This is a genomic window from Cryobacterium sp. PH31-AA6, from assembly GCF_030063195.1.
Taxonomy (GTDB): Bacteria; Actinomycetota; Actinomycetes; order Actinomycetales; family Microbacteriaceae; genus Cryobacterium.
The window spans coordinates 1-24,016 of the sequence record NZ_JASISS010000035.1; the positions used below are offsets into that span (position 1 = coordinate 1).

27 protein-coding genes are annotated in these 24,016 nt (G+C 69.2%); all 27 read right to left on the reverse strand.

Annotated features, from left to right (window positions below):
* Nucleotides 1-268 precede the first annotated feature (268 nt).
* The 27 genes from QMG61_RS15960 to QMG61_RS16090 all read right to left on the reverse strand — a co-directional run bounded on the left by QMG61_RS15960 (nucleotide 269) and on the right by QMG61_RS16090 (nucleotide 23,488).
* Nucleotides 269-613 (reverse strand): GIY-YIG nuclease family protein, encoded by a 345-nt coding sequence (locus tag QMG61_RS15960; protein WP_283495328.1) that lies wholly within the window; start codon nucleotides 611-613, stop codon nucleotides 269-271.
* A gap of 267 nt (nucleotides 614-880) precedes the next feature.
* The gene (gene csrA, locus QMG61_RS15965; protein WP_283495329.1) at nucleotides 881-1,123 is read right to left on the reverse strand and encodes a carbon storage regulator CsrA; all 243 of its coding nucleotides are present in this window, start codon (nucleotides 1,121-1,123) and stop codon (nucleotides 881-883) included.
* A 9-nt stretch (nucleotides 1,124-1,132) separates the two neighbouring features.
* Nucleotides 1,133-2,206: a hypothetical protein gene (locus QMG61_RS15970; protein ID WP_283495330.1), complete on the reverse strand. Its 1,074-nt coding sequence runs from the start codon at nucleotides 2,204-2,206 to the stop codon at nucleotides 1,133-1,135.
* A complete protein-coding gene (locus QMG61_RS15975; protein WP_283495331.1) occupies nucleotides 2,181-4,232 on the reverse strand; it encodes a flagellar biosynthesis protein FlhA in 2,052 nt (683 codons plus the stop codon). Before QMG61_RS15975 ends, QMG61_RS15970 begins: the two co-directional genes overlap by 26 nt.
* Entirely contained in the window at nucleotides 4,229-5,335 is a 1,107-nt protein-coding gene (locus tag QMG61_RS15980) for an EscU/YscU/HrcU family type III secretion system export apparatus switch protein (RefSeq protein WP_283495332.1), read from the reverse strand. Before QMG61_RS15980 ends, QMG61_RS15975 begins: the two co-directional genes overlap by 4 nt.
* Nucleotides 5,336-6,094 carry a flagellar biosynthetic protein FliR gene (locus QMG61_RS15985; RefSeq protein WP_283495333.1) on the reverse strand — a complete coding sequence of 253 codons (759 nt, stop codon included), beginning with the start codon at nucleotides 6,092-6,094 and terminating at the stop codon, nucleotides 5,336-5,338.
* Nucleotides 6,094-6,369, reverse strand: a complete 276-nt coding sequence (gene fliQ, locus QMG61_RS15990; RefSeq protein WP_283495334.1) for a flagellar biosynthesis protein FliQ — start codon at nucleotides 6,367-6,369, stop codon at nucleotides 6,094-6,096. Before fliQ ends, QMG61_RS15985 begins: the two co-directional genes overlap by 1 nt.
* On the reverse strand, nucleotides 6,369-7,160 hold the full coding sequence (gene fliP, locus QMG61_RS15995; RefSeq protein ID WP_283495353.1) for a flagellar type III secretion system pore protein FliP: 792 nt from the start codon (nucleotides 7,158-7,160) through the stop codon (nucleotides 6,369-6,371). Before fliP ends, fliQ begins: the two co-directional genes overlap by 1 nt.
* A 53-nt stretch (nucleotides 7,161-7,213) precedes the next feature.
* Nucleotides 7,214-7,735, reverse strand: a complete 522-nt coding sequence (locus tag QMG61_RS16000; protein ID WP_283495335.1) for a FliO/MopB family protein — start codon at nucleotides 7,733-7,735, stop codon at nucleotides 7,214-7,216.
* The gene (fliN, locus tag QMG61_RS16005) at nucleotides 7,736-8,440 is read right to left on the reverse strand and encodes a flagellar motor switch protein FliN (protein ID WP_283495336.1); all 705 of its coding nucleotides are present in this window, start codon (nucleotides 8,438-8,440) and stop codon (nucleotides 7,736-7,738) included.
* Nucleotides 8,437-9,324 carry a flagellar motor switch protein FliM gene (locus QMG61_RS16010; RefSeq protein ID WP_283495337.1) on the reverse strand — a complete coding sequence of 296 codons (888 nt, stop codon included), beginning with the start codon at nucleotides 9,322-9,324 and terminating at the stop codon, nucleotides 8,437-8,439. Before QMG61_RS16010 ends, fliN begins: the two co-directional genes overlap by 4 nt.
* Before the next feature lie 109 nt (nucleotides 9,325-9,433).
* Nucleotides 9,434-10,354, reverse strand: coding sequence for an OmpA/MotB family protein (locus QMG61_RS16015; RefSeq protein ID WP_283495338.1), 921 nt, complete (start codon nucleotides 10,352-10,354; stop codon nucleotides 9,434-9,436).
* The gene (locus QMG61_RS16020; RefSeq protein ID WP_283495339.1) at nucleotides 10,351-11,160 is read right to left on the reverse strand and encodes a motility protein A; all 810 of its coding nucleotides are present in this window, start codon (nucleotides 11,158-11,160) and stop codon (nucleotides 10,351-10,353) included. The genes QMG61_RS16015 and QMG61_RS16020 overlap by 4 nt, the downstream gene beginning before the upstream one ends.
* Nucleotides 11,160-11,471, reverse strand: coding sequence for a flagellar FlbD family protein (locus QMG61_RS16025; RefSeq protein WP_283495340.1), 312 nt, complete (start codon nucleotides 11,469-11,471; stop codon nucleotides 11,160-11,162). The genes QMG61_RS16020 and QMG61_RS16025 overlap by 1 nt, the downstream gene beginning before the upstream one ends.
* Nucleotides 11,472-11,573: 102 nt before the next feature.
* Nucleotides 11,574-12,746 (reverse strand): flagellar hook protein FlgE, encoded by a 1,173-nt coding sequence (locus tag QMG61_RS16030; RefSeq protein WP_283495341.1) that lies wholly within the window; start codon nucleotides 12,744-12,746, stop codon nucleotides 11,574-11,576.
* 83 nt (nucleotides 12,747-12,829) lie between these two features.
* Nucleotides 12,830-13,264: a flagellar hook assembly protein FlgD gene (locus QMG61_RS16035; protein WP_283495342.1), complete on the reverse strand. Its 435-nt coding sequence runs from the start codon at nucleotides 13,262-13,264 to the stop codon at nucleotides 12,830-12,832.
* Nucleotides 13,265-13,282: 18 nt separating this feature from the next.
* Nucleotides 13,283-14,791 (reverse strand): flagellar hook-length control protein FliK, encoded by a 1,509-nt coding sequence (locus QMG61_RS16040; RefSeq protein WP_283495343.1) that lies wholly within the window; start codon nucleotides 14,789-14,791, stop codon nucleotides 13,283-13,285.
* Nucleotides 14,788-15,417: a C40 family peptidase gene (locus tag QMG61_RS16045; protein WP_283495344.1), complete on the reverse strand. Its 630-nt coding sequence runs from the start codon at nucleotides 15,415-15,417 to the stop codon at nucleotides 14,788-14,790. The genes QMG61_RS16040 and QMG61_RS16045 overlap by 4 nt, the downstream gene beginning before the upstream one ends.
* Nucleotides 15,414-15,848, reverse strand: a complete 435-nt coding sequence (locus tag QMG61_RS16050) for a flagellar FliJ family protein (RefSeq protein ID WP_283495345.1) — start codon at nucleotides 15,846-15,848, stop codon at nucleotides 15,414-15,416. Before QMG61_RS16050 ends, QMG61_RS16045 begins: the two co-directional genes overlap by 4 nt.
* Nucleotides 15,848-17,173, reverse strand: coding sequence for a FliI/YscN family ATPase (locus QMG61_RS16055; protein ID WP_283495346.1), 1,326 nt, complete (start codon nucleotides 17,171-17,173; stop codon nucleotides 15,848-15,850). Before QMG61_RS16055 ends, QMG61_RS16050 begins: the two co-directional genes overlap by 1 nt.
* On the reverse strand, nucleotides 17,170-17,790 hold the full coding sequence (locus QMG61_RS16060) for a FliH/SctL family protein (protein ID WP_283495347.1): 621 nt from the start codon (nucleotides 17,788-17,790) through the stop codon (nucleotides 17,170-17,172). Before QMG61_RS16060 ends, QMG61_RS16055 begins: the two co-directional genes overlap by 4 nt.
* Entirely contained in the window at nucleotides 17,780-18,799 is a 1,020-nt protein-coding gene (fliG, locus tag QMG61_RS16065; protein WP_283495348.1) for a flagellar motor switch protein FliG, read from the reverse strand. Before fliG ends, QMG61_RS16060 begins: the two co-directional genes overlap by 11 nt.
* Nucleotides 18,796-20,409 (reverse strand): flagellar basal-body MS-ring/collar protein FliF, encoded by a 1,614-nt coding sequence (gene fliF, locus QMG61_RS16070; RefSeq protein WP_283495349.1) that lies wholly within the window; start codon nucleotides 20,407-20,409, stop codon nucleotides 18,796-18,798. Before fliF ends, fliG begins: the two co-directional genes overlap by 4 nt.
* Complete coding sequence (gene fliE / locus QMG61_RS16075; RefSeq protein ID WP_283495350.1) at nucleotides 20,409-20,714, reverse strand: flagellar hook-basal body complex protein FliE; 306 nt, start codon at nucleotides 20,712-20,714, stop codon at nucleotides 20,409-20,411. Before fliE ends, fliF begins: the two co-directional genes overlap by 1 nt.
* Nucleotides 20,714-21,106 (reverse strand): flagellar basal body rod protein FlgC, encoded by a 393-nt coding sequence (locus QMG61_RS16080; RefSeq protein WP_283495354.1) that lies wholly within the window; start codon nucleotides 21,104-21,106, stop codon nucleotides 20,714-20,716. Before QMG61_RS16080 ends, fliE begins: the two co-directional genes overlap by 1 nt.
* Nucleotides 21,103-21,444 carry a flagellar basal body rod protein FlgB gene (gene flgB, locus QMG61_RS16085; protein ID WP_283495351.1) on the reverse strand — a complete coding sequence of 114 codons (342 nt, stop codon included), beginning with the start codon at nucleotides 21,442-21,444 and terminating at the stop codon, nucleotides 21,103-21,105. Before flgB ends, QMG61_RS16080 begins: the two co-directional genes overlap by 4 nt.
* 712 nt (nucleotides 21,445-22,156) lie before the next feature.
* The gene (locus tag QMG61_RS16090; RefSeq protein WP_283495352.1) at nucleotides 22,157-23,488 is read right to left on the reverse strand and encodes an HNH endonuclease signature motif containing protein; all 1,332 of its coding nucleotides are present in this window, start codon (nucleotides 23,486-23,488) and stop codon (nucleotides 22,157-22,159) included.
* Between the last annotated feature and the right edge of the window lie 528 nt (nucleotides 23,489-24,016).

Here is a 24,016-nt window from a genome sequence, read left to right on the forward strand (position 1 = left end):
TCGGCATCCTGAACGTGACAAAACAATGTCAGGGCCAGACCGGCCGACGCATCGAGACCAAGACAGCCGAAGCGTCAGACAAGCTCTGAGTCAGACCACCCTGACCCCACCAACCATCATCACTGACAAGCTCAATCACCGCGGGGCTCGATCACCGTGAGCGCACGATCACCACGCGGCTCGCTTGCCGCAGCCGGCCGACCCCGAAACCGCACAACCGGTGGTCGAGCCCGTCGAGACCCGGGTCACCGGATCTCGACAGGCTCGATCAGCGCAAGCGCACGATCACCGCGAGGTCGATCAGCGAGGCTGCGGGTCGACAGGCGGTTGCCCTTGCTCCCGCGGTGCGGCTGAGGCCCGGGAGATCGGCGATGCGCCCCTCGATCAGCGCGATCCGTTTCGATCGACCCCAGCCCTGGACCTGCTTCTCCCGGGCGAACGCATCCGAGATCCGTTCGTACTCCTCCACGTGCACGAGCCGCACCGGGCGGCGACGCCGGGTGTACTCGGCGCCCTCCCCCGCACCGTGTTCAGCGAGCCGTCGTTCGATGTCCCAGGTACTGCCGACGTAGTAGGAGCCGTCGGCGCATTCGAGCAGGTACATGTATGGCATCGCCACATGATCGCCGCTGGACGAATTCGACGCGCGGGTTATGCACAGGTGGGTCGCGCGAGATCTACCAGGGCACCGGATCTCGACAGGCTCGATCACCGCGACAGGCTCGATCACCGCGGGCGGTCGATCACCGGATCTCGACAGGCTCGATCACCGCGGGGCTCGATCACCGGATCTCGACAGGCTCGATCACCGCGACAGGCTCGATCACCGCGACAGGCTCGATCACCGCGAGGCTCGATCACCGCGGGGGCGGGGCGGGGGCTAGGGCGCGGGCGGCAGGAGGCCCAGGGTGGCCTTGATGCGCGCCTCGGCGTCGCTGTCGGCGTGGCTGGCTGCGATGTTCGCCTCGGTGACGGCGCGCACCACCTCGTCGCGTTGGATTCCCACGCCACGTGGGGCGTCGATTCCGATCCGGATGCTGTCGCCGCGCACGTCGAGAATGGTGATGACGATGTCGTCACCAATGAGGATTTTCTCCCCCTGTTTGCGTGTAAGTACCAGCACCCGCCCAGCCTATCGCGACCCGCCGGCGAGGCCCGGGAGGCTCGAGCGTGCGGCCAGTGTCGTCGCCGTCGCCGGAGCTCCGTCGATCCAACCGATCGGCAGGCCGAGCTCGTCGACCGTGCCAGGCGTGCCCGTCGTCGCTGCCCCGACGACCGCGATCGCGTCGATCGGGGTGATCGCGCCAACGGCGGCCGCCCACCGGGCCGTGTCCGACGGTTTGCGGCCGGCCTCGACCACGAGCCAGACCTGGTCGGCCTCGATCGGGGCGAGCGTCTCGGCCAGCGCCGCGACCAGGGTGATCGGGTCGGCCAGGTTTCCGCCCAGGCCGAACGCCACGTACCCGGTGCGGCCAGCCTCGACCCCGCGCGCCCGGGCCGACAGGGCCGTGCGGCGGTCGTCCGCGCGCTCAGCGCCCATCGAACGCACGGTACCGGCGATGAAGACCTCGCCCGAGCCGGAGATCGCCATCGAGTGCGCGATCTGGAGCGCGGCCTCCGGAAGCCCGATCAGGAGCACCAGGTCGCCGTGACCGGAGAGCGGCCGCGGCACGACGGTCGACGGTGTCGCCGGCATCGATTCGCCGGGCGCCGGACGGGAGACAACCGGTGCCCCGGAGGTGCGCACCCGCGTCGCGGTGAGAACGATCGGGATCGGGTCCGGTTCCGCCTGAAAGGTGAGCTCGTCCATCAGGTGGGCGAAGTCCTCTGACGCGGTCGACAGGGTCGGTTCCGAACTGAACTGGAGGCGAGCCTCGGCCGCATCCGCGTCGTCCAGGAGCGCGGCGATGCCGAGCCTGGCCTGCAGGTCGGGGCTGTCCTGCGAGTCACCCTGATCCTGGAGCTCTGACTCGTCCTGCGGGTCGGGCCGGTTCTGCCAGTCTCGCCGGGAGTGCGCGGCGCGGCGCCGGCGCTCGGGCACCTCGACGGTGACCTCGAAGTGCCGTTTCGCGAAGAAGCCCCTGATGCCGCCGACCGTGACCCGGTCGGCGGCGACGATGCGCGCCTCCGTTCCGTGCTCGGCGAGGATGCGCGCCTTCAGCTCCTCGAGAGTGGAACCCTCAAGCAGAAATCGTTTCGGTTCCACGAACCACTCCCACCGTCTCGATGGCAACGTTCGCCGAGGTTACCTCCAGGTAGGAGAGTACCGGCAGACCGCCGGTGTGGGCCGAGACCAGGCGCCGGATGGCCGGACGCAGAGCCGGCGCGCAGACCAGTACTGCGCTCAGGCCGCTGGCCTCCACGGTCGACAGGGCTTCCTTGAGCGAGCCGAGGATGACGTCGATCCTCGCCGGGTCGAGCATGATCTGGGTGCCCTGCTCGGAGGGGCGCATGCCTTCGAGCATCGACTGTTCCAGCCCCGGCTCGATCATGATCACACGGAGCAGACCCTCGTCGAGGTACTGGGCGGTGAGCGCGGGACCGAGTGCCTGGCGGGCCGCCTCGATCAGGCCCTCCGGGTCGGCGGAGACCTTGGCCCGCAGGGACAGGGACTCGTAGATGCGGGGAAGGTCATTGATCGGGATCAGTTCGCCCAGCAGCCCCTGCAATACCCGCTGCACCTCGGCCAGGGAGAGCAGACCGGGGATGAGATCGTCGACGGCGGACGGGTTGACCTGCTTGACCCCGTCGGTCAGCACGCGCACGTCTTCCCTGGTGAGGAGCCGGGCCGCGTTGCCGGAGATGATCGAGGAGAGGTGGGTGACGAGCACTGACACCCGGTCGATCACGGTCGCGCCGGTCATCTCCGCGCTGTGGCGCATCTCGCTCGGCACCCATTTGCCGGCCAGACCGAAGACCGGCTCGACCGTGGCTGTACCCGGCAGCAGGTCGAGGGCGTCGCCGAGCGCGAGGACCTTGCCGGCGGGTGCCGTGCCTCGGCCGGCCTCCACACCGGCGATGCGGATGACATAGGTCGACGAGGGCAGGTCGACGCTGTCCCTGGTGCGCACGGGCGGAACCACGACGCCGAGGTCCAGCGCGATCTTGCGGCGCAGTGCCCGAACCCGGGCGAGAAGGTCGTCCTGCGCACCGGAGACGAGGTCGACGAGGTCGGGCGCGAGGAGGATCTCGAGCGCGTGCACCCGCATGGTCTCGATCAGGTCTTCGGCGGTGTCCGACCGGGGTGCCATCCCCTCGGCGGCGACCGCGGCATCCTTGCCGGCCTGGTCGCGCTCCTCGCCCGCCTTGATTCTGCGGGAGAAGAGGATCAGGGCAACCCCGATCACCACGAACGGGATGATCGGCATGCCGGGGATCAGGGCCATCAGCAGGGCCGCGGCCCCGGCGATCATCAGCGCGTTGCGGGACTGGGTGAGCTGGGCGGACGCGGTCGTGCCGATGTCGGACTCCGCATTGGAGCGGGTGACGATCATGCCGGTTGAGACGGCCATCAGCAGTGCGGGGATCTGGGTGACGAGGCCGTCGCCGATGGTGAGGAGCGAGTAGGTGCTCATCGCCTCGCTGATCTCCATGCCGCGCTGGATCATGCCGATCCCGATGCCGCCGATCAGGTTGATGATGATGATGATGATGCCGGCGATCGCATCGCCCTTGACGAACTTCGAGGCGCCGTCCATGGCGCCGTAGAAGTCGGCCTCGGCGGAGACCTCGGCCCGGCGCTCCCTGGCCTGGTTGTCGGTGATCAGGCCGGCGTTCAGGTCGGCGTCGATCGCCATCTGCTTGCCGGGCATGGCGTCGAGCGTGAACCGGGCGCCGACCTCGGCGACCCGCTCCGCACCCTTGGTGACGACCACGAACTGAATCACGACGAGGATGAGGAAGATCACAGCACCGATGATGATCGAGCCGCCGACGGCCACCTGGCCGAACGAAGCGATGACCTGGCCGGCATAGCCGTCGCCGAGTACGAGACGGGTGGATGCCACGTTCAGGCCGAGCCGGAACAGGGTGGCCACCAACAGGAGGGAGGGGAAGACGGAGAAGTCGAGCGGTTTCTTCACGAACATGGTCGTCAGCAGCGTCACCAGGCCGAGCAGGATGTTGATGATGATGAGGAAGTCGAGCACCACCGCCGGCACCGGCACGACGAGCAGGAGGATGATGCCGACGACGCCGATCGGAACGGCGAGTTTGGCGAAGTTGCTTTTCATCGGTGGCCTCCGGAAGTCAGGGCGGGTTCAGAAACGGTGTGTACGCCGGACCCGGCGCTGGAGCCGCGGGTCTTCAGGGCCATCACGAAGGCGAGCACCCTGGCGACGGCGTTGTAGAGCTCGACCGGGATTTCCTGGCCGAGCTCGCACTCGGCGTGCAGGGCGCGGGCAAGCGGGATGTCGCGAACGATGGGAACCCGGTCGGTTTCGGCCTGTTCGCGGATGCGGGCGGCGATCACTCCGGCGCCCTTCGCGACGACGCGGGGTGCAGACTTGCCCGGCTCGTATTTGAGGGCGACGGCGAAGTGGGTGGGGTTGATCAAGACGACGTCGGCGGTGGCGACGGCGGCCATCATTCGGTTGCGGCTCATCGCGAGCTGACGCGAACGGCGCTGGGACTTGACCTGAGGGTCACCCTCGGAGCTCTTGTTCTCGTCCTTGACCTCCTTTTTCGACATCCGGGTGCGCTTGCGGTTGCGTTTCATCACCACGAACACGTCGGCGGCGGCCAACACGAGGCCCGCGAGCACGGCGGACTGCACCATGGCGGCGGCACCGCCCCCGGCCGCACCGATCAGAACCATCACGGGCAGACCGCCGGCCGTCATCAGGATGGGCATCAGGCTCTGGATCACCAGGTAGAGCACCACGCCGACCGCGGCGGTTTTGAGCAGGGCCTTGACCCCCTGCCAGAGCGCCTGGGTGCCGAAGGTGCGCGCGAAACCGGTGACCAGGTTGAACTGCTCGTACTTTCCGGCGACCTTCTTGAAGTGCACGCCGCCCTGCGCCACCGCGCCGACCAGCACGGTGACGAATACGGCCGCGAGCATGGGGGTGAGCACGCCGGCCATCGAGCCGAGTGATTCGCCGAGCATCTGCACGGCGAGTTCCGGGTCGGGGCGGGCGACGAGACCGCGAATCATGATCATCTGTTCGGTGCCGGCCTGCGCGCCGAGGGAGATGGTGACGGGGGTCATCACCGCGGCGGCGCCGATTCCGAGCCACGCGGTGAGGTCTTGGGATTTGGAAAGCTGGCCCTTCGACCGCACCTCGCGCATCCGTCTTTCGGTTGCCTGCTCGGTCTTTTCACCGGAGTCCGACATCTACTTCACCCCCATCATCGTGCCGACGGCGGTGTCGGCCAGCGCCGCCACGATGCGCGGGAGCGCCACGAACCCGGCCGCGCTGAGCGACAGGGTGATCAGGATCTTGAGGGGGAAGCCGAGGGCGAAGGCGTTCAGCGCCGGCGCGACGCGGGTGATCAGGCCGAGGCCGGCGTCGGCGAGGAACAGGACGACGATGAGGGGTCCGGCGATCTGTACGGCGGCGAGCAACATCTGGCCGACCGCCGTGGTCACGGCCTGCATCGGTACGGCCAGGTCCATGCCTCCGCCGATCGGCAGCGCCGCGAAGGTGCGGGCGAGGCCGCCGATGATCAGCTGGTAACCGCCGGAGGCGAACAGCAGCGCGATCGCGGTCATCTGGTAGAGCCTGGTGAACATGGCTCCGTTGACCATCGACTGCGGGTCGAAGCCCTGCGCGAGCTGGAACCCGCCGAACATGTCGATCAGGTTGCCGGCGGACTGGATGGCGGAGAAGACCACGAGAACCAGGAATCCCAGCACTCCGCCGACCATGATCTCGAGGAGCAGTGCGGCGATGAAACCGGCTGTGTCGGGCGAGACGTAGCCGGGGGTGACCTGCGGCGACACGGCGAGGGCGAGGCCGATGGCCAGCATGCCCTTGATCCGCAGCGGGATGGCGTTGAACGAGAACGGCGGCGCGATCACGAGGAACGCGATCATGCGCACGCCGGCGAGCATGACCGCCTCGAGCCACGCGAAGTCCAGGGTGATGTTCATCAGCCTCCGCCGATGAGCGACGGGATCTTGTCGAAGAGCATGTGGGTGAAGGAGACGATCTCGTTGATCATCCAGTGCCCGGAGACCACCAGTGCGACGGCGACGGCGATCGCCTTGGGCACGAAGGAGAGCGTCACCTCCTGGATCTGGGTGATCGACTGGAGCAGCGAGATCGCGAAGCCCACGACGAGCGCGGTGATGAGAATGGGCGCGGCCAGCATTCCGGCGACCAGGATGCCCTGGAGCCCGATGTCGAGTACGGCGTTGGTGTCCATCAGCCACCCCGGTAACTGCTGATCAGGGTGGTGATGATCAGGCCCCAGCCGTCGACGAGGACGAACAGCAGGATCTTGAACGGCAGGGAGATCATCACGGGCGGCAGCATCATCATGCCCATCGACATCAGCGCCGCGGAGACGACGAGGTCGATGACGAGGAACGGCACGAAGATGACGAAACCGATGATGAACGCGGCCCGGAGCTCGGAGATCATGAAGGCGGGGATCAGGGTGAGCAGGTTCACCGCGTCGGCGCTCTCCGGGTTGGCCTGGTCGGCCGCCCTGGTCATCAGGGCGAGGTCCTCCTCCCTGGTGTGCGCGAGCATGAACGTGCGCAACGGCCCTGATCCGAGCGTCACCGCGTCGTCGAAGGAGAGTGTGCCGTTGAGGTAGGGCTGGAGGGCGTGCTCGTTTATATCGGTGAGGATCGGCGCCATGATGAACAACGACAGGAACAAGGCCAGTCCGGCGAGCACCTGGTTCGGCGGGATCGATGGCAGCGCGAGCGCGTTGCGGGTCATCGCCAGCACCACGAAGATCTTCGTGAAGGAGGTCATCATCAGCAGCAGCGCCGGCGCCACCGACAGCAGGGTGATGCCGATCAGGGTGACGATTGCGGAGGACGGTGAGCCGTCCGGTCCGTTGATCGACACGTTCAGTCCGCCGCCGGTCGGGTCTGCCGGGGCGGCCGGGTCCGTCGGCGGGGTGGGGTCGACGGGGGCGGCATGCCCGGCGGGCGCGATGACGAGCACGATGGCCGCCACGATCACCAGCACCAGGGCCGCCATCACGAAGGCTCGGGCCAGTCGCGTGCGTCGCTCTGCCCGCAGGGCTCCGGGGTTCACCGTCCCTGCCGGAGGGCGGCTGCGGTTTGCTGCCACGTCGCCGGCGAGAGAATGGAGCCGCCGAGGCGGTTGTGGTCGGCCCGGGCGGCGGCCCTGGCCGAGGCGCCGTGGCGCGGTCGCAGGATGAGCGGCGGTGCCAGCTCGGATTCGGAGTCGGAGTCGGCCGGGTTCGCGGCGGAGACCTCGGCGGCTGCCGTGAGCGAGCTCGCGAAGACCGAGTCTCCGGCCGCCGAGTCCCCTGCCCCCGAGGCACCAGCCGCCGAGGCACCAGCCGCGTCGCCGCCGTGCAGGACGTTGACGAACTGCTCGGTCACGCCCAGCACGAACCGGCGTCCGTCGATGTCGACGACGACCACGGATGCCTTCTGGCCGAGGCCCTGACGGCCGACCACGGTGACGAGATTCTGGCTGCGCGATCCCCGGGAGCCGCGGGTGAGGCGTCGCTGGAGCACCCAGAGCAACCCGAGCACAGCGGCCAGGGAGAGGGCGACCCGCAGAGCGACGAAGAGTGTGTCCACCTAGGTCAGGCTCTCGGCAACGTCGAGGATCTGGGTGATGCGCACCGCGTAGTCCTGGTCGAGCACGACGATCTCGCCGTGCGCGATCAGCCGGCCGTTGAGCAGGATGTCGGCGGGGGCCCCGGCCGAGCGGTCGAGCTCGATGACCGCGCCAGGTTCCAGCGCGAGCACGTCGCGCACGGACATCCGGGTGCGCCCGATTTCGACCGTGAGCGCCATTTCGACGTTGTTGATGCGGCCGAGCTTGCCGACCACGGACCCGCTTGCCCGGCCCGTGGAGCCGATCGTTCCGTTGTCGCGAAGTCGGATCGCGAACCAGCCGGTGACGGCGCCGCCGCCGGAGAGCTCGTAGACGATCGTTTCGGCATCCGCGAAGAGGGCGGTCGCGTCTTCGACCCTGGTCTCCCCCAGCACGCCCACCCCGAAGACGCCAGCAGCGCCCTCGAGCGCGGGGCGCAGCACGTCCTGGCTGGAGACCAGGGCCGATTCGGCTCCGGCCGCGGCGTCGAGCGATGCCGGGTCGGCGAGCACAATCGCGATGTCCGCCGAGGTCACCCCGACGAAGGATGCGACGACCGCAGCACCCAGCCGGCCCGTCAGCGCCGCGCCGGAGCAGGTCACTGCCTGCAGGGCGGTCGGGGTCGGCAGGAGCCCGATCAGGGCGTCGACGGCGGCGGCGGGAAGGGCGGTGGATGTCGCGGTCATGCGAAGGTCTCCTCGGTGTCAATGACGATGCAGGCCAGGCGCGAGCCGTTGGAGCCAACGGCCGCGCGTGCGAGCGGCTGGCCGTCGACGACGACGTCGAGCGGGCGATGCTTGGAATGGGGTATGGGGAGCACGTCGCCGACGGCCAGGCCGAGAATGACGCTCGGCAGCACCCGGATGGGCGTGAGCTGGAGGGAAACATCCACCGGTACCGAGGCCAGCTGGGCCTGGAGGAGTTCTGCGTGGTTCGCGGGGCTGGTCGTCGGGTTCGTCTCGCCGAGCTGCGGCAGGAGCGTCTCGGCCGGCAGGGCGAGCGTCGCGGTCGCGGTCGATTCGCCGACCCGCATCGAGAAGGTGGCGACGATCATCAGGTCGGCCGTGGCCGCGGCCTGGGCGAACTGGGAGTTGTACTGGATGCCGCCGACCGTGATCGGCGCGACGAGAACGCTGGCGAGACAGTACCGCAGGTCCTCGAGGGCGTCATCCATCAGGCGCCGCACGAGCGCCTGTTCGATCTGGGTGAAGGTGCGCTCAGGGGCGGAGGTGGTTCCGGAGCCGCCGAGCATGTGACTCACCCAGGACAGCGCGGCCGCCGCGGGAAACTGGATGACCGCCTTGGCGCTGAAGCCGGCCACGGGGCAGAGCACCATCGCCGTCGTCGCGGGCAGCGAGGATGCGTACTCGTCGTAGGTGCGCATGATCACGTGGTCACAGGTCACCTGCGACAACACCCGCACCTTGGCGGTGAGCTGCGTGCCCCATTGGCGAGCGAAAGTCTCGAACGCGAGCTCGAGGACGCGCGAGTGCTCGCGGGCGAGCGTGGTCGGGCGACGAAAGTCGTACACCTCAACCGTGCGCGTCGCCGAAGCGGGCGCACCAATCACTGCTTGTTCCTGGACCGTCACGACAAGGACTATCGGTCGCCGAACCGCGCGCGTTAGGAGGATCCGACGCGAAACTCATCTTCCGGCAGATCCCGGCTGCTCGACCCGATCAGTGTCCCGTCTTGGCGGGAGCTTTCTCCGTCTTCGCGGGAAGTTTCTCCGTCTTGGTTGACGTCGCCACCTTGGTCGTGGTCGCGGCGGGCTCGGCCGGTGGGGGGATGACGGCCGTGCCGTCGAGCACGGACGGGATCAGCGCCCGGACGGCCTCCGGCTGATTGGAGAGCATCACCACGTCGACCCGGCGGTTCTGTGCCATCGCGGCGAGATCGGACCCCGCGGCGACGGGCCTGGCCGAGCCGTAGCCGACGGCCGAAATGCGCTCCTGGGCGATCCCGCCGTGCTCGACCAGCCGGCGCAGCACCGCCGTCGCCCGGCCGGAAGACAGCTCCCAGTCGGTCGGGTAATTGGTCGTGACACCGTGCCGGTCGGCGTGGCCCTCGATTTTGACCTCGTTGGGCTCGGCCGCGAGGATCGGCGCGATCGTGTCGAGCACCTGGATCGCCTGCGAGCTGAGGTTGGCGAGGTTAGGAGCGAAGAAGGCCTCTGAGCCGATCAGGCCGATCGTGAGGCCGCGCGAGTCGATCACGAACTGCACCTGGCTTCCGATGCCCTTGGCGTCCACAGCATCCTGGAGTGCCTTCTGGGCCGACTTGAGGTGGTCGACCTCGGACACCGCCAGTTGCAGGTCGGTGAAGCCGGTCGCTTCGCCCTGTTTGACCTTGTCCGCCTTCACGACGACGCCCTTGGCCGTGTCGACCTTGCCGACGTCTGTGGCCCCGAACCCGGTGGCCAGGGAGTTCTTCAGCTGCACGAACTTCTCCTGGTCGACCGACGACATCGCGAACAGCACGATGAACATGCACATCAGCACGGTGACCATGTCCATGTAGGACGCCATCCAGCGTTCGTCGACGTGCTCGACGTGTTCCTCTTCGAGGCCCTTGCCGCGGCCCCGGCCGTGCCCGCTCATGCCGCCTTGGGCAGGGACTTGGCCGCCTTATCCGACTTGCCCGCCTTCGAGGATTTGGGCGATTCCGCCGGCACCATGGCACGCAACCGTTCGCCGAGGAGGCGCGGCTGACTCCCGGCCTGAACGGCGAGGGCGCCCTCCAGCAGCAGGGTCATCCGATCGACCTCGATGTCGGAGAGGCGCTTGAGCCGGTTGCCGATCGGCAGCCAGAGGAAGTTCGCGGAGAGCAGACCCCACAGGGTGGCGACGAACGCGGCCGCGATCATCGGGCCGAGGGTCGACGGGGTGTCGAGGTTCTCCAGCACGTGGGTGAGCGAAATCACCGTTCCGATGATGCCCACGGTCGGCGCGTAGCCGCCGAGTGAGGTGAAGAATTTGGAGGCGTTGCGGCTGGCCTTGGTTCTCGTGGCGAGCTCGTCTTCGAGCAGGATGCGCAATTCGTCGCCGTCGGTACCGTCGGCGATGTTCTGCAGGGCACCGCGCAGGAACGGGTCGTCGACGTTGTCGGCCTCCTGCTCGAGGGCGAGCAGGCCGGCGCTGCGGGCCTTCTCGGCCAGGCCGACGATCTGGTCGATGACCTGCTGCGGCGGGGTGGTCTTGCCGACGAACGCGCCGGGCACCGCCTTGAACGCCGAGATCGCGTCGCCGATTGTGCCACCGGCGATGCCGACGGCGATGGTGGCGCCGAAGACGAGCACCATGGGAGCCGGCAGAAGGATCGAGGCGATGTGGCCACCCTCGATGGTGATCATCGCGAAGAGGGACCCGAAGGCGAGCGCGATTCCGATCAGGGTTGCGGGATCCATCAGAGCCTCCGCGGTCGCGGGGGCAGCGAACCACCCGGCTGGTGGGGATCATCGATCGCGTGCGGACCGGTGACGATCTCCAGCGGCCTGGCCCCGGTGGTGTAATCGGCATCGGACGTCAGGTAGGCGAGGGAGATTACGTGGGCCCGGAATCGGGCGATCTTTTCGATGACCTCGTCGAGGCCCTCGGTGACAATGAATTTCGCGCCGTCGACCATCACCAGGGTGGTGTCGGGGCTCGCGTGGATGCGCTCGATTAAATCGGGATTGATCGCAAACTGGCTGTCGTTCAGCCGCGTCACAACGATCATCGGGCCCGTCCCTGGTCTCCGGACGGTTCAAGTAACCGTCGTGAACCACTGTCGGTCGCCCCGCCCCGGCCGTTAGTTGACGGCCGGGGCAAACGCATCTACCTACCGCTTGAGATTGGTGAGCTCCTGCAGGACCTCATCGGAGGTGGTGATGATGCGGGCGTTGGCCTGGAAGCCGCGCTGGGCGACGATCAGGTTGGTGAACTCCTGGGAGAGGTCGACGTTCGACATCTCGAGCGCTCCCCCGGTGAGCGAGCCCAGGCCGCCGCTGCCGGGTGCGCCGAGGGCCGCGTTGCCGGAGTTGAAGGTGGCACGGTACTCGGAGGAGCCGGCCTTCTCCAGACCGCCCGGGTTGGCAAACGTCGCGAGGGCGATCCGGCCGATGGACGCCTGGCCGCCGTTGCTGAACAGGCCTACCAGGGTGCCGTCCTTGCCCAGGGTGAAGGAACTGAGAGTTCCCGCTTCGGCGCCGTTCTGCGAGTTGACGGTGGCCGTGGTGAGCCCGGCAAATCCCTGCAGGTTGTTCATATCCACGGTGATCCCCCCGACGAGGAGAGTGCCGCCGCTGGTGAGTTCCCCATTGGTAAAGGTGAGGGAGCCGGTGTTCGTCACGGAACCGTCATCTCCGGCGACGTCCCAGGTGCCGGCACCGGTGTTGGTGAAAGTCAGCGACAGGGTGCGTGCGGTACCGGACGCGTCGTAGATCTTCACATCGCGGAGGAGGGTCGAGCCCAGGACCGCGTCCGACGGCAGATTGCCGCCCATGGTCGCTTCCGTCGAGACCTTGGCCGGAATGATGGACTGCAACGGCAGGGTGATGTTCCCGGTTGTTCCACCCTGGTTGATCACGCCGTCCACGGCGTTCCAGCCCTGCACGATCGCGCCCGCCGGTGAGACCAGACGACCCTGGGCGTCGAAGTCGAACGCCCCGGCGCGGCTGTAGAGCGTTTCGCCGCCGAGCTGGGTGACGAAGAAGCCGTCGCCCGAGATCATGATGTCCGTGGCCTTGCCCGTGGCCTGCGAGGAGCCCTGGGCAAAGTTGGTCGAGATGCCGGCGACCTTGACCCCGAGACCGACCTGGGCCGGGTTCGTACCGCCGACCTCGGCCTGCGGGCCGCCAGCACCCTGGCTCAGCTGCGAGAGGGTGTCCTGGAATTGGGTGGCCGAGGCCTTGAACGCGGTCGTGTTGACGTTGGCGATGTTGTTGCCGGTGACGTCGAGCATGGTCTGGTGCGAGCGAAGGCCGGAGATTCCTGAGTACAGGGAACGAAGCATGGGATGCTGCCTTTCTGAAAGGGACTGAGTCGAAAAGTTGGAAAAGTTGGTGAGGGTGCGGGGCCCGGCTATCCGGGCCTGGGTCAGGCGGGTGTCGCCGCCGGATGGGCGGTCACCCCGGAGATCGCATCGAGGGCGATGCTCGTTCCGTTGATGGTGACCCGTGGAACCGTGCCGGCGTAGGAGACTGCGGATGCCGTGCCCGTCGCGGTCGTGCCGTCCGCCTTGGTATAGCTGACGTCCTGGCCGACCAGGGCCGCCGCGGCCACGCGCATCTGCAGCGAGAAGTTCTCGTCGGCGGTGGTGGACAGCGCGGAAAGCTTCTCCATCATCGCCAGCTGTGTGGTCTGGGCGATCATCTGGTTGGTGTCCATGGGCGAGCTCGGATCCTGGTTGCGGAGCTGAGTCACCAACAGGGACATGAAGGCCTCGGAGTCGAGGGTCTGCTTCGGCGCCCGGACGGGCGTCGTGGTGTACATGCCGGTCGCTGCCGTTGCGGCAACTGCGTCGATGGTCACGGTTGTCTCTCTCTTCTCTCAGGCCAGGATGTCGATGGTGTGCGTGCTCCCGAAGCCGGGGGCGCGGAAGCTGCGTTCGGCGACCGGTTCTCCGGAACCGCGGCCATGCTCGTTGCGTGCGCCCGGCTGCTGTCGGTCCTGGCGATTCGCGGACGGATCGGAGGGCGAGTCGTTCCCGGACAGGTTGAGGTGGGCGTTCAGCCCGCCACCCGAGAGATCACGGCGCAGGTCGGGCAGGATGGCGCGCAGGGCGTCCCTGGCAACATCCGTGGGGGCAAAGAGCTCGACCCGGATGTTGTCGCCGTTCACGTGAGCGCGCACGGTGACCGGTCCGAGGTTGTCGGGGCTGACGCTGATCGTGAGCACGTGGTCGCCGCCCGGAGCTCCGGCCAGGCTGAACAGCGGACGAGCCACCTGGGCGGTGAGCGGCACGGTGGGGGCGGGGGCGACCGGTGCGGGCGCCGCAGCCGCAGCAGGCACCGCGGTCGGGGCCGCCGCGATGACCGTGCCGGCCGGAGCGTTCAGCGTCGCGGGGGCGACCGCTGCGTCGTCGGCCGGAGCGGACTCGCCGCCGGCCGTGGCGGTGCGAGCGCTCGCGGTTGCGGTCGCCAGGGCAGCGCCGAAGGCACCGGATGCAGAAGCAGGAGCGAGCGTTACCGCAGCGGCAGCAGCGGCAGCACCGTTCGTCACCGCGGGCGCGGCCGTTGTGGCGGTAGCGACGGCTGGCGTGGGCGTGGGCGTGGGCGTGGGCGTGGGCGTGGGCGTGGCAACCGTGGCCGTGTTCGACGCCACCGTGGCGCCCGGCGTGGCTGAGCCGGCGGTGCGCGCGGCCGGAGGCGCTGCGGCGGCGGCAACCGCCGCTGCTGCGGAAGCGGTCGCGGTGGTACCGGTGACGACGACAGGAGTGACAGCGGGACTCGGGCCGGGCGTCACTGCGGGCACCGCTGTCGCTGGGCCAGAGACCTCTGTGCCGGCCGTGCCGGTGGCGGTGGAGGTGGCGAGCGAGGGGCGCGTGTCGTCTATGGCGATGGGCGTCGGGATCGCGGTGGTTCCCGGTGCCTGGACTGCCCCGGTGGTGACCGCGGCTTCGGCACCCATTGCTGCCGAGACGTCGGCCGCTACCGGTGTGCCCGCTTCAGGGTCGGCAGCCAGGGCGGGGTCGGTGACCGGGGCCGCCGGGGCCACCGGAGTCGCTTGACCGAACGGAGCAGGGATGTTCGGTCCGGGCGCGACCTCAGCGCCGGCGACGAGCGCGGCCGGGTTCTGGGCCGGATCTGACGCATCGGCGGAGGACGACGTCGAGTCGGCCGCGGCTCCCCCGGCGTGCTTCGCAGGCCGGTCGGGCGCGGCATCCGTTGCCGGCTCATTTCGCGCGCTGCGGCCGGTGGCCGGACCACGGGCGTCGAGGGTGCCCTGCATGATCGACGCAAAGGCGTCGGCGCCGCCGGAGCCGGCGGCGGGAGCGCCCGCCTGGCCACGAGACGGGGCCGCGGCAGGTGCGGCCGATCGGAGCATCGCGGTATTCACTTGGCAGCGCCCTTCAGGAGCGAGGCGAAGGCTGCGTTGACGAGGTCGGTCGTGCCGGCAGCGCTCGTGGTGGCGGGGACATCCGGGATGACGCGGCGAATCGTCGTGATCTCGGAGTCGTCCATATAGGCCTCGACCTTGCTGACCGTGCGGCCCTCGTATGGTGCATGGATGACCTTGTGGTCGCCGGCGTAGATGAGAATGTGGTCGCCGCCCGCGGTGACGATGAGGTCGCCGGGCCTGGCTTCGGCCAGGGAAGCCACCGCGGTGCCGATCTTCATCTGGCCCGAGACGAGGCGGGGAACCGTGATGCCCATGTCCGCGTAGACCTTCTGCACGAGCCCGGAGCAGTCCATGCCGCTCGAGTCCTCGCCACCGAAGACATAGGGAACGCCGAGGTACTTTTCCGCGGACGTCACGATGTCTGCCCCCGTCGCGCTGCCCGTGTTCGCGGCCGTGACGCCGGTTGCGGCGGCGGCGGAGGCCAGGGCATCCGCGAAGGTGCTCGAGGACGCGCCGGCCGAGGCTGTCGTGGCCGTCGACCGCGCGGTGGGTGCCACGTTCGACAACTGTTCCAGGGTCGCGCGGATGTCGCTCACCCGGCTCAGCATCGCGACCATCGTCATCGAGCCGAACCGATCCGGTTGCGGTGCCAGGCGGTGGAGGCGATCTCGTCCAGGATGGTCTGCTCGGCGTGCAGGTCGTCGGCGGCGACGGCCGCGCCGTGCTTGCCCTCGAGCTTCTCAAGGCTCACCGACTCGGCGCGGGAGGCGTCGTAGGCGGCCTGCGCCTCGCCAACGGCGCTCTGGTAGTTGCTGCCGAGGGCATCCATCTCCGCGAGCATGCTGCGGGCGGATGCTCGTGCCGCGGCGACAGCGTAGAGGGTTTCCGCTCCCGTGACGGTGCTGGGCAGCACCTCAAGGGTGGCACGGGTGTTCGCCCGGCGCTGGGCGTTCGCCGCGGCGACGGCGTTCGCCGCGGCGAGGTCGCCGGCGGCCTGGTCCTGCTGGAGGTGTCGCAGCCGAAGCAGTCCGGCGAGTGCGAATAGGCGCGCCATCAGAGGCCTCCGAGCTGTCGGGTCAGTGCGCTGAGCTGGTCCCAGGCGAGGGCCGCCGGGGTCTGGTCGTCCATCCGCTGTTGGAGGAAGGCGTTGATCGCGCCTTCGTGGGCGACCGCGGCGTCGACGAGGGGGTTCGTGCCGGTGCGGTACGCACCGACGTCGAGCAGGTCCTGGGCGTTGCGGCGGGCGGCGAGCACCTTGCGCAGGGTGCCGGCGATTTCGTTCTGGTGCGGGCTGTTGACCCGCGAGGCCACCCGGGAGATGGAGGCGAGCGCGTCGACGGAGGGGAAGTGGCCGAGCACGGCGAGCTTGCGGTCGAGCACGACGTGGCCATCGAGGATCGACCTGGCGGCATCCGCGATGGGCTCGTTGTGGTCGTCGCCGTCGACGAGCACCGTGTAGACGCCGGTGATGGAGCCGGCCTCGTCGGTTCCGGCGCGTTCGAGCAGCCGGGCGAGCAGGGAAAACGTGGATGGCGGGTAGCCCCGGGTGGCGGGCGGTTCGCCGACCGACAGGCCGATTTCGCGCTGGGCCATGGCCACGCGGGTCAGCGAGTCCATCATCAGCATGACGTCGGCGCCCTGGTCGCGGAATGATTCGGCGATGCGGGTGGCGACGAAGGCCGCGCGCAACCGCATCATGGCCGGTTCGTCCGAGGTGGAGACGACGACGATCGAGCGGGCGAGCCCTTCGGGGCCGAGGTCGTCCTCGAGGAACTCGCGCACCTCGCGGCCACGCTCCCCCACCAGGGCGATGACCGAGACCTCGGCGTCGGTGCCGCGGGCGATCATGGAGAGCAACGACGACTTGCCGACGCCTGAGCCGGCGAACAGGCCCATGCGCTGGCCTTTGCCGACAGTGGTGAGGGTGTCGAGCACGCGCACGCCGAGCTGGAGGGGGGTGACGATGCGCGAGCGGCCCATGGCCGAGGGGCTGTCGTGGTCGAGGGAGACCCGGCTGGCCACCGCGAGCGGGCCCTTGCCGTCGATCGGTCGGCCGAGACCGTCGATGACCCGGCCGAAGAGGCCGTTGCCGGTCGGCACGAAGTGGGGGGCGCCATCCGAGCGCACCGGGGCACCGACACGGATGCCGGTCATCCGGCCCAGCGGCATGCACCGGATGCCTTCACGGGTGGTTGCCACAACCTCCGCGTCGACCTCGCCGTGCTCGCCGATGGTGACCAGGTCGCCGATGGCGCAGTTCAGGCCGCGCACCTCGAGGCCGAGACCGACGATCGAGGAGACGACGCCGACGCGCTGCGGCCGGGCCGCGGCCAGGGCCAGGTTCAGCTTGGCGGCGTGCGGCTGCCAGGTGAGGGTCATTCGGCACCGCCGAGGAGCACGGCCTTCGCGCGGGCGAGGGCGGTGCCGATGCGGGCGTCGAGGTATCCGTCGGAGAACTCGGTGATCGCGTCGCCGCGGGCCAGGGACGGGTCGGCGGCGAATTCGACGCCGGACCTGGCCAGGGTGGCTGCGTCGAGCATGGCCAGGTCGTCGGGGTTCAGGCGCACCGAGTGCGGCGACAGGTCGGTCGAGTGGTGGAGGGCACGGGCGAGGGCGGACCTGGCGGACGTCTCGGCGTCGTCGAGTTCGTGGCCGATGATCGCCTCGGCCAGGTCGAGGGCGGTGGTGACGAGGGTGTTCTCCGCGTCGCGCAGCACCGGGACGGTTCGATCGTCGAGCGCCGCTGCGGCCGCACCGAGCACGGCGACGACACGGTCGATCCGGGCCTGGCCCTGGCGGACGGCCGCGGCGTGCTCGGCGCCGAGGCGGGCCGCGGTGGCGTCCATCTCGGCGGCGGCGGCGCGGATTCCGGCGGCGTAACCGGCGGAGTGGCCCTGGGCGCGAGAGCGCTCGTCGCCCTGGTCGAGGTTGGCGTCGCGGTTCACGTCCCGGAGGACCGGGAACGACAGGGTGGAGAATCCGGGGTTAGACGACATAATCGTCCTCGTCTGCTCGCTGCACCGTGATGCTGCCCTGGGCGGCCAGGTCGCGGATGGCCCGAACGATCGTGGCGCGGGCCTCCTCCACCTGCGACACCCGCACGGGCGCCATGGCCTTGACCTCGTCGTCGAGGATCTCGCGGTTACGCTCGGAGAGGTTGGTGCGGATGATCTCGATGACGCCGCCGGTGGAGCCCTTCATGGCCACGGCCAGCACGGCCGCGTCGATGCCGCGGAGAACCTGCTGGACATCCCGGTTCTCGAGCTTGACGATGTCGGCGAAGGTCAGCATCCGGGATCGGACCTCTTCGGCCAGGACCGGGTCACTCGCGTCGAGGGCCTCGAGCAGCGCGCGCTCGGTGGCCACGTCGGAACGGTTGATGATCTCGACCAGGGGCTGGATGCCTCCGACGACCTCGCTGGTCTCCCGGGAGGAGGAGATGGCGCCGACACGGCCCTTGAGCGTGTCGGTGACAACCTTGATCGCCTCGGGGGTGGCGGTGCCCATGGTCGCGATGCACTGGGCAACCTCGACGGGCAGGGCGCCGTCGAGGCCGGCGAGCACGGCGGAAGCCTGTTCGGGGCGAAGGTGGGCGAGAACGAGGGCGATGGTCTGGGGCAGTTCGCCGTCGAGCAGGGCGAGCATCTGGAGCGTCTCGGCGGTGTCGAGGAATTCGAAGGCCTTGCCGGCCATCGACGAGGCGACCTTGGTCATCACGCCGGCGGCCTTCTCGGCGCCGAAGGATGCCTCGAGCAGGCCGACCGCGTAGGCGTGGCCGCCGCGGGGGTTGCGGGAACTCTTCGTGGTGAGGCCGTGGAACTCCAGCACCGTCGTTTCGGTGACGTCAGGATCGACGCGGCGCAGCTGCACGATCTCGGCGGCGATGTCGGCGGCCTCGGTCTCGGTGAACTGCTTCATGACCTCGGACGCGCGCTGACGGTCCATATTCATCAGCACGACGGCGACCTTTTGCGTTCCGGTCAGGGGAACCTTCACGTCGATCATGCGGGCTGCCGGTCATCCATCAGGCCGCGGAGGAAATCGGCGGTGCCCGCCGGGTCGCGCTGGGCGAGGGAGTCGATTTCCATCCGCATCCGGTCGGCGTCGCCGGTGGCGCCGGTGACGCCGTAAGCAACCGTGGGGGTCGGGTCGATCATGATCGGGCTGTTCTGGGCGGTGATCCCGAACGGGACGTTTGCCGCGCCGAGCGCCGGGCGGGCCTCGACCAGTTCGTCGAGCTCGATCGCTTCCCGGCTCTGCCGGCGCGAGCGACGGGCGTAGAGGATGAGGCCGAGCACGAAGGTGATGACGATTCCGGCCGTGATGATGCCGATGCGCACGATCTCCGCGAAACGATCGGCGGCCGCGGCGGCGGTGCCGGCGGCGAGGGCGGTCGCGGCGTCCGCAGCGCCGGAGGCGTTGAAGCTGACGACCTCGACCGTGACGGCGTCGCCGCGCTTGGCGTCGATCCCAGCCGCAGAGGAGACCAGGGAGGTGACGTCGGCGACGTTGAGCTTGCCCACGGCGTCGGCGTTCACGGCGACGGAGACGGTCTGGCGGTTGATCTGCCCGGCCGGGATGGTGCGGGTTTCGGTGACCTTGTTGACCGCGTTGTTCTTGGTCGTGTCCGCGGAGGTGAAGGAACCGTCGGTGCCGGTGCCGGCCGGAACGGCGATGTTGTCGGGCCCGAGAACGCCGGCCGCGGCCCCGCTGGCCCCGGAGCCCGAGTAGGTCTCGGTCTTGACGGCCTCGTTGAGGGCCGGCGCATCCGTGGGGGTGGTGAAGGTTTCCTCGACCCGCTGGGCCGACTGGGTGCTCATATCGGCGGCGACGACCACGGTGGCGTTGCCCGGGCCGACAACCTTGTCGAGCATGGCCTGCACGGCGCCGCGTACGCGCTGCTCGTAGTCGCCGGCCTGCTGGTCGGCCGAGCCGATGGCGCCGACGCCGACCGCGGAGAGCACGACGCCCTTGGAGTCGATGACGGCCACGTCGGTGGCCTTCATGCCGTCGATCGACGCGCTGGTCAGGTGCACGATGGCCTGGACCTGGCTGGAGTTGAGGGTGACGCCGGACTTGGTCTGGACGAAGACGGATGCGGTGGGGTCGGTCTTCTCCGACGCGAACACGGACTCCTTGGGGATGGCGAGACGCACGGAGGCGGACTGGACGCCCTGCATGGCCTGCACGGTGTTCGCCAGTTCGCCCTCGAGCGCCCGCTTGTAGGTGACCGACTGCTGGAACTCGGAGGCGGTGACGCCCATCTTGTCGAGGAGCGAGTAGCCGCCCGTGCTCGAGGAGGGCAGGCCGGCCGCGGCGCTCTTGAGGCGTTCGTCGTAGACGTTCTCCTGCGGAACCATGATCGTGGCGCCACCGTCGCTGAGCTCGTAGGGCACACCGTCAGTGCGCAGCTGGTCGACGATGGTGTTCGCGTCCGAACCGCTGAGGCCGGAGAAGAGCGGGGTGTAGGCCGGCTTGCTGACCCACATGGTGAGGGCGGCGATGCCGAGCGCGAGCACGGCGACACCGATGATGGCGACCGTGCGCTGCGCGACGGTGAATTCGCGGATGTTGCGGCTGAGGTTCTCCAGAGCCGACGCAATCGGACGGGGCATCAGGCCTGCATCCTCATGATCTCGTTGAACGCGTCGACGCCCTTGTTACGCACGGCGGCGACCAGTTCGAGGGTGACCTGCGCCCTGGTCGATGCGATCGTGGCGGCGTGGATGTCGTTGAGGTTGCCGGTGACCGCCTGCACCGCGAGGGTGTTGGAGGTGGACTGCAACGACTGAAGGTTGTCGACGGCACCGGCGAGGGCGGAGCCGAAGCCCGCACCGTCGGTGGCCTGGCTGTTCTGCACGCTGGGCAGGTAGCCGGTACCGGCCGCGGCCTGCACGGCGGGGATTGCACCGATGGTCATCAGCCGCGTCCGATCTGCAGTGCTGCTTCGTAGCTTGTCTTGGCGCGGTCGACGACGGCGGCATTGGCCTGGTAGCCGCGCTGGGCCATGATCAGTGCGCCCATCTGCTCGCCCAGGTCGATGTCGGGGCGACGAACATTGCCGTCGGCATCCGCGAGCGGGTTGCTGGGGTCATAGGTGAGGATGCCGGTCTCCGAGCCGAGCGCCGTGCCGGAGACATAGGCGCCGGTGACGCCCTGGCCTTCCTGGGCGACGATGTAGCGGGCCTGGAACGCCTTGCCGCTGGTGGGCGTGACCGTGTTGACGTTGGCGATGTTGTCGGCGACCGCGTCGAGCCACTTGCGGTGCAGGGTGAGGCCGGTGCCGGCAATGCCGATTGCGTCGACCATCAGTTGGTCCGCATCGCAGAGCGGATCGCGGTGAAGGGGTTGTTGATGGCCTGGGCCGCGAACTGGTAGCGCAGCACCGTTTCGGTGTTGGAGAGGGTCTCGGTGTCGAGGTTGACGTTGTTGCCGTCCAGCCGAGTGGGCTCGAGTGAACTGGCGGTCGTCGCCGTCGTGCGACCGTCGCCGGCTGCGACCGAACTGGCCAGTGCGGCTTCGAAGGCGACGCGCTTGGCGTGGTAGTTCGGGGTGTTGACGTTCGCGATGTTGCTCGCGATGGTGCGCTGGCGCAGGGCCAGTCCGTCGAGGGCACTGGATAGCGCGGTGGCTGTCACGGATTCGAGCACAGTTTCCCGATTTCGTCGTCAAGTGTAAAGACGGCCGATCCGTGGCCTGGGGTTGAGCTATCCCTGCTCGTACCTAGCTATCGACCACCGCGTTAGCAAAGTAAGGGGATTCTTCGGAAGAAATAAGGCGGCCTGGCGTGATCCCGCTGACTCACCGGGCGGTGTGCCTCATTCTGGGGGACGCCTGGGAGGTGCCTCGAGCGGCCGTCGGGCCCGCCGGGAGGCGGTCTGGCCCGCCTCCCGGCGGGCCGGCCTGCCGAGCCCGCCCCGGCCGACCCCAGCCCGCGCCCGTTTCCGCAGCCCGCGCCCGCGGTCGCGGTAGCGCCCTGCCGTTCCCGTAGCGGCGAGCCTCCTGGTCGGTGCGGCCGAGCATCCGTCGTCGCGCGGGGGTCGGGGCCTGCCTCTCGGGGCCTGGGCCAGCCGCTCGGAAGTCGGGCCCTGCCTCTCGTTGGCCGGGGGTCTGCCGCCCGGTGATCGGGGCCAGCCTCACGTGGTCGAGCCGCCCACACGGTGGTCGAGCCAACCACACGGTGGTCGAGCCACCCACACGGTGGTCGAGCCACCCACACGGTGGTCGAGCCACCCACACGGTGGTCGAGCCAACCACACGGTGGTCGAGCCTGTCGAGACCAGGTCTGCCGGTGGGGTTTCGCCGGACTCGTGCGCCGGGTTCGTTGGGCCTGGTGCAAGGGCTCCGCGGTGGCCGGGCGGGTCAGAAGGGGGCGGGTTCGGGCACGGGCGGCTCGTTCGGCGACGGTGCCGAGGCCGGTGGTGCGGCAATTGCCGGGGGTGCGGCCGTGTCCGGTGGTGTCGCATCCGTGGGTGGCGCGGTGGCGCGGATGAGGGTCGCGGGTTCGGTCGTGAAGGTGCGGCCGGTTGGCGAGGTCCAGTGCAGGTGCCCGTTGTCGAGGTGTTTTACGGTCCACCCGGATTCGCTTTTGAGTGCGTGGCAGCCGGGGCAGAGGTGGGCGAGGTTGTCGTGGGCGGAGAGCCCGTCGAATTGCCAGTCGAGGGAGTGGTCGAGGTCGGAGTGGGCCGCGGGTTTGGTGCAGCCGGGGAATCGGCAGGTTTCGTCGCGGAGTCGGAGCCAGTCCTTCAGGGGTTTCGGCACCTTATAGTGGTCGCGTCCGACGGAGAGCACGACACCGGTCTCGGGGTGGGTGAGCAGCCGGGTGAAGCCGGTGGCTCCGCCGGCGAGTCGCCGGGCCGTGTCGGGGTCGATCGGCCCGTACCCCTCGAGGTGGCCGGGCTCCTCGGTTCGGCCCATCAGAGTGAGGACCGGCACGGTGACGTTGACCGTGGCCCGGATGCCGGCCCCAACGCCGGTAGGGGTGGTCCCGTCGAGGAGCAGGTCGGTGAGCACGTCCGCCCGCAGTTGGCTGAGGGTGCGGGTTTCGTCGGCGCCTTGCAGGCTCAGCGCCGCGACCGTGACCCGGAGGTAGGCGGCGTGCACTCGTTCGGCGGAGTCATAGAGCCAGAGCGAGGCCATCCCGTCGGCTTCGGCCTCGGTCATCACCTTGCGGTCGAGGACGGATATCGTGTGCCGGGCCAGGATCGTCTCGGGATGCAGCCGTTCGCGGAGCACCCGCGCCTTGTACTTGAGCTTGGACGCGGTCAGGTGCCCCGCCGAGCGCAGCAGTGCCGCCTCGAACGCGGCCTTGGCGGCCGAAGGGACCCTCCACGCCTGCCCGATCAGCACCTGCGCGTGCCGGTAACTGATCTCCCCCGACTGCAGCGCAGCCCGGGTCGCCGGCAACTCATCGGCCAGTGCCCGGCTCTCCGCGATCAGGTTCTCCGCGGTGCGCTGCGGAAACCGCAAGGTCACCGCCAGTTCGCTCACGAACTCCCGCTCCGCGACCATGCCCGCCGACCACCGGCCGCCCGGCACGGCACGGCGCGCGGCCGTGGCCTCGCTGAACCGGCGCGCCTCATCCACCAGCGCCGCCCGCCGCGCACACGCGGCCGCGATCTCACGCTCGGCCGCGGCGATGGCGTCGAACCGGGAACCGAGCGCTTCCTGCCGGGCGATGAATGCTGCTGTCATGCGGGCCACGCTACGGGCACCCACCGACATTCCCGAACCCGAAAACGGCGCACCGAAAAGCGGTGGATAACCTGATCAAGCCCAGAATGTGGAGGACGAGAACGGGACCGCGGGTCGGCATCCGAAGGCCAGTCGAGTCTGGCGGAATCTGGCCGCAAGCCTCCGTCACCGCTACCGGAACGGCAGGGCGCAACCCCGCCCGCGGGCGCGGGCTGCCGAAAGCGCCGCGTGCTGGGCTCGGGGCGGACGGGGTCTCGACTCGCCCGACCAGCGCGGCGCTCCCACCACGCGGGGACGGATGCTCGGGCGCAGCGGGATCCGCCGTCGCCGCTACGGCACTGGCAGAGCGCTACCGCGCCCGCGGGCGCGGGCTGCGGAAACGGGCGCGGGCTGGGCCGGATCTGGTCTCGATGCTCCTATTGATGTCAAGCGGCGATTTGGGTTGGGGTGTGGCGTTGTTGGATGGCGTTGAGGATGGGGAAGATTTCTCGGGCGAGGTAGCGTTTGAGTAGGCGCATGGCGTCGCGT